Source organism: Micromonospora sp. M42, from assembly GCF_000568915.1.
In the GTDB taxonomy this organism is placed as follows: Bacteria; Actinomycetota; Actinomycetes; order Mycobacteriales; family Micromonosporaceae; genus Micromonospora; species Micromonospora chalcea.
Genome location: NZ_KK037233.1, coordinates 2,662,163 through 2,665,769 on the forward strand (window position 1 = coordinate 2,662,163; position 3,607 = coordinate 2,665,769).

5 protein-coding genes are annotated in these 3,607 nt (G+C 74.2%); 1 reads left to right on the forward strand and 4 read right to left on the reverse strand.

All coding sequences use genetic code 11. The annotated features are described in order from the left end of the window. Both MCBG_RS11970 and hemE read right to left on the reverse strand, forming a co-directional pair. On the reverse strand, positions 1 to 281 hold a 281-nt coding region (locus MCBG_RS11970), incomplete at its 3' end, for an FAD-dependent oxidoreductase (RefSeq protein WP_043325640.1). Positions 282 to 290: 9 nt separating this feature from the next. Continuing rightward, a complete protein-coding gene (hemE, locus tag MCBG_RS11975) occupies positions 291 to 1,382 on the reverse strand; it encodes a uroporphyrinogen decarboxylase (RefSeq protein WP_043325641.1) in 1,092 nt (363 codons plus the stop codon). Positions 1,383 to 1,554: 172 nt separating this feature from the next. Between hemE and MCBG_RS11980 the strand changes: the two genes are divergently transcribed. Further along, the gene (locus MCBG_RS11980; protein WP_043325643.1) at positions 1,555 to 2,124 is read left to right on the forward strand and encodes a DUF3000 domain-containing protein; all 570 of its coding nucleotides are present in this window, start codon (positions 1,555 to 1,557) and stop codon (positions 2,122 to 2,124) included. A 64-nt stretch (positions 2,125 to 2,188) separates the two neighbouring features. On the opposite strand, the gene MCBG_RS11985 is transcribed toward MCBG_RS11980, so the two are convergent. Both MCBG_RS11985 and MCBG_RS11990 read right to left on the reverse strand, forming a co-directional pair. Then, on the reverse strand, positions 2,189 to 2,992 hold the full coding sequence (locus tag MCBG_RS11985) for a hypothetical protein (RefSeq protein ID WP_043325645.1): 804 nt from the start codon (positions 2,990 to 2,992) through the stop codon (positions 2,189 to 2,191). 93 nt (positions 2,993 to 3,085) lie between these two features. After that, positions 3,086 to 3,607 (reverse strand): S1C family serine protease (locus MCBG_RS11990; RefSeq protein WP_043325647.1); only part of this gene is annotated, 522 nt, incomplete at its 5' end.

Sequence of the window (3,607 nt, forward strand, 5' to 3'; positions counted from 1 at the left end):
CCGACGGTCGGGTGCACGATCGCCTCGGCCAGGCCGAGGCGCCGGGCCAGCGTCACCGCCGCCGACTCGCCACCGGCCGGGTCGCGCATCAGGAACGACTCCGCGCCGAACTCGACCGGCCCGCCTGCGAGCTCACCGGTGAACAGCTTGCCGCCGAGGCGGCCGGACTGCTCGTACACGGTGACCTCGGTGCCCTCGGGAGCGCTGTCGCGCAACCGGACGGCGGCGGCCAGCCCGGTGATCCCGCCACCGACGATCGCCACCCGCCACGGTCGCACCACTGTCGCCTCCTAGCGCTCCGGTCGCGCGGTCAGCTCGTGCACCAGCGCGACCACCCGGGTCAGCACCTCGGGGTCGGTCTCCGGCAGGACGCCGTGGCCGAGGTTGAACACGTGGCCGGGAGCGGCCCGGCCCTGCTCGACGATGCGCCGCACCTCGGTCTCCACCACCGGCCAGGGCGCGAGCAGCACGGTCGGGTCGAGGTTGCCCTGCACCGCCTTGTCCGGCCCGATCCGGCCGGTGGCGACGTCCAGCGGCGTACGCCAGTCCACGCCCACCACGTCGGCGCCGGCCTCGCCCATCGCGCCGAGCAGCTCGCCGGTGCCCACCCCGAAGTGGATCCGCGGCACGCCGGAGTCAGCGAGCCCGCCCAGCACGTACGTCGAGTGCGGCAGCACGAAGCGGCGGTAGTCGGCCTCGGAGAGCGCGCCGGCCCACGAGTCGAACAGCTGCACCGCGGAGACCCCGGCGTCGATCTGCACCTGGAGGAACGCCAGCGTCACCTCGGCCAGCCGGGCGCACAGCGCGTGCCACAGGTCCGGGTCGCCGTACATCAGCGCCTTGGTCTTGGCGTGGGTACGCGACGGCCCGCCCTCGACCAGGTAGCTGGCGAGCGTGAACGGGGCGCCGGCGAAGCCGATCAGCGGGGTGTCGCCCAGCTCGACGACGAGCTGGCGGACCGCCTCGTCCACGTACGACACCTCGTCGCGGCCGATCGGGGAGATCCGCTCGACGTCGGCGGCGGTACGGATCGGCTCGGCCACCACCGGGCCGGTGCCGGGCACGATGTCCAGGTCGATGCCGGCCGCGGCGACCGGCACCACGATGTCGCTGAACAGGATCGCCGCGTCCACGCCGTGCCGGCGCACCGGCTGGAGCGTGATCTCGGTGACCAGGTCCGGCCGGCGGCAGGACTCCAGCATCGGCACGTTCGCCCGGATCTCGCGGTACTCCGGCAGCGACCGGCCGGCCTGGCGCATGAACCAGACCGGCGTGTGCGGGCCCGGCTCGCGCCGGCAGGCGCGCACGAAGGGCGAGTCGGCCGGCCCGCCGCGGCGGGGTTCTCCGTCTCGGGCGGCAGTGCCCGTGGTGTCGGTGGTCATCGCGGCAATCGTGCCACGCCCCCGGCAGGCGCCCGCGCTCACCGTCCGCATTTGTGACGTAGAAGGAAGGGCCCCCGCTTAACGCCTCCGGTAGAGGAAGGGCCCCTTCTTAACCGTCGATCACCCGGCGCGCCGTCGCGCGCCGTACGGTGGGCGCGCATAGGCTGCCCGCATGGCCCCCCCGATCGCGCTCCCGGAAACGTTCGCTCGCGCGGTCGCGGGGCTGCGGTCGGTGACACCCCGCCCGGAGATCATCCTGGAGGAGGTCGGCGCGCCCCAGCGGCTGGCCCCGTTCGCGTTCGCGCTCTCCGCCGCCGTGATGCGCGACGACGACGAGGTGGCCACCGGCCGGCTGATCCTGCTGCACGACCCGGCCGGGCACGAGGCGTGGCAGGGCACGTTGCGGCTGGTCACGTACGTCACCGCCGAGCTCGAGGTCGACCTGGCCAGCGACCCGCTGCTGCCGGGCGTCGGCTGGACCTGGCTGACCGACGCGCTGGACGCGCAGGGCGCCGGGCACCGGGCGATCGGCGGCACCGTCACCCAGACGCTCTCCACCCGGTTCGGCGAGCTGGCCGGGCCGCCCGCCGCCGGCGACATCGAGATCCGCGCCTCCTGGACGCCGCTGCGCGCCGACCTGGGTCCGCACCTGCTCGGCTGGTGCACGCTGCTGGCCTCCACGGCCGGCCTGCCGCCGCCCGGCGTCACCGCGCTGCCCCGGCGTTCCGCCGGCGCCGCCTGACCACACCCGGCCGGATACGCGAAGGCCGCCCCGGCGAACCGGGGCGGCCTCGGGCGAGTACAGGTCAGAGATAGTTCTCGGCCTCGTCGCAGACCTTGTCCAGACCCTTGTTCGCCGCCTCGAAGGCAGCCCGGTCGCCACGCGACGCGGCGGCGATGGCGGTGGTCAGCTTGTCCAGGCAGCTCGCGATGACCTTCTTCTGCCGGGCCTGCTCGTCCCGGTCGTTCTTGGTGCCGGTCAGGTCCTGCTGGGTGTCCGACAGCCGCTCCTGCACCGTCTTCAGCTCACCCTTGAGCTTCTCGATCTCCTGCTGGTTCGCCGAGATGGTGCCGTCGCGCTGGCTGACCAGCCGCTGGGACTTGTCCAGCTCGCCGTCCGTGGAGACGTACAGGAAGGTCATCACGCCGCCGAAGACGAACAGCAGCGCGGCGACGAGGCCGAGGACCAGCGGGGCCCACCTCCGGCCGCCGCCGGCGGGCGCGCCGCCGGCCGGTCCGTAGGGGCCGGGCGGCCAGGACATAGGCGGCGGGCCGTAGCCGGGGCCGGATACCGGTGGGGCGGACAGCGGCGGGCCCGACAGCGGCTGCGGGTAGCCGGGGCCGGAGACCGGCGGTACGGAGACCGGCGGCGCCGACATCGGTGGGGGCACCGGAGCGGCGCCCGGCGCGTAGCCCGGCTGACCCGGCGCGGCGGGCTGGTATCCGCCGTACCCGGGTGTGCCGTCGGGCGCGGTGGGCTGGTGCAGGGTCGGGGCGGGCTGGTTCGGGTCGTACTGCTGGGGCGCGGGCCGGCTGCCGTACACGTTGCCGTAGACCGTGCCCCCCGGCGCCGGGGGCGGGTTGTCGCCCCCGGCCGGTGGGTAGGACATGTCGTTCCTCCAGATGAGCTGGTCCCCCGCGGGGTGGCCCGATGGGCCGGGGTCGATGCGCTGCGGTCGCCCCACACCGGCGTGGGCGACCGGTCAGCAGAGGCGGAACCGGTCGCAGGCGGTCTTGATCGGCACCGCCAACCCGATGCCCTCGGCGTTGCGGGCCTTGGCCGTGGCGATGCCGACGACCTCCTTGGCGCCGTTGATCACCGGGCCGCCGGAGTTACCGGGGTTGATCGGCGCGTCGAACTGGATGACCGGGCCACCGCCGCGCTCGTCTTCGCGGAACGCGCTGACCACGCCCGTGGTGACGCTGTCCTGCAACCCGAGCGGCGCGCCGACCACGATGATCTGCTGGCCGGACCGCACCGGATCACTGGCCGCGACCAGACCGGCGAACTTGGCGGTGGTGCGCAACTGCGCCAGGTCCTTGTCCTTGTCGGTGGCGATGATCGTCGCCTCGAACCGCTGGTCCTTGCGCTCCAGGAACACCTTGCGCTCACCGGCGGTGAAGACCGACTCGACCACGTGGAAGTTCGTCAGCAGCGTGGTGCCGCCGCCGGACGGGGCCTTGCCGACGGCGAACGCCGTACCGGTGAACTGCCCGGCCCGCAC

Bases quoted from the DNA above. Each gene is read 5' to 3' on its own strand.
- MCBG_RS11985 (WP_043325645.1), bottom strand. From the start codon at position 2,992: ATGTCCTACCCACCGGCCGGGGGCGACAACCCGCCCCCGGCGCCGGGG.
- hemE (WP_043325641.1), bottom strand. From the start codon at position 1,382: ATGACCACCGACACCACGGGCACTGCCGCCCGAGACGGAGAACCCCGC.
- MCBG_RS11980 (WP_043325643.1), top strand. From the start codon at position 1,555: ATGGCCCCCCCGATCGCGCTCCCGGAAACGTTCGCTCGCGCGGTCGCG.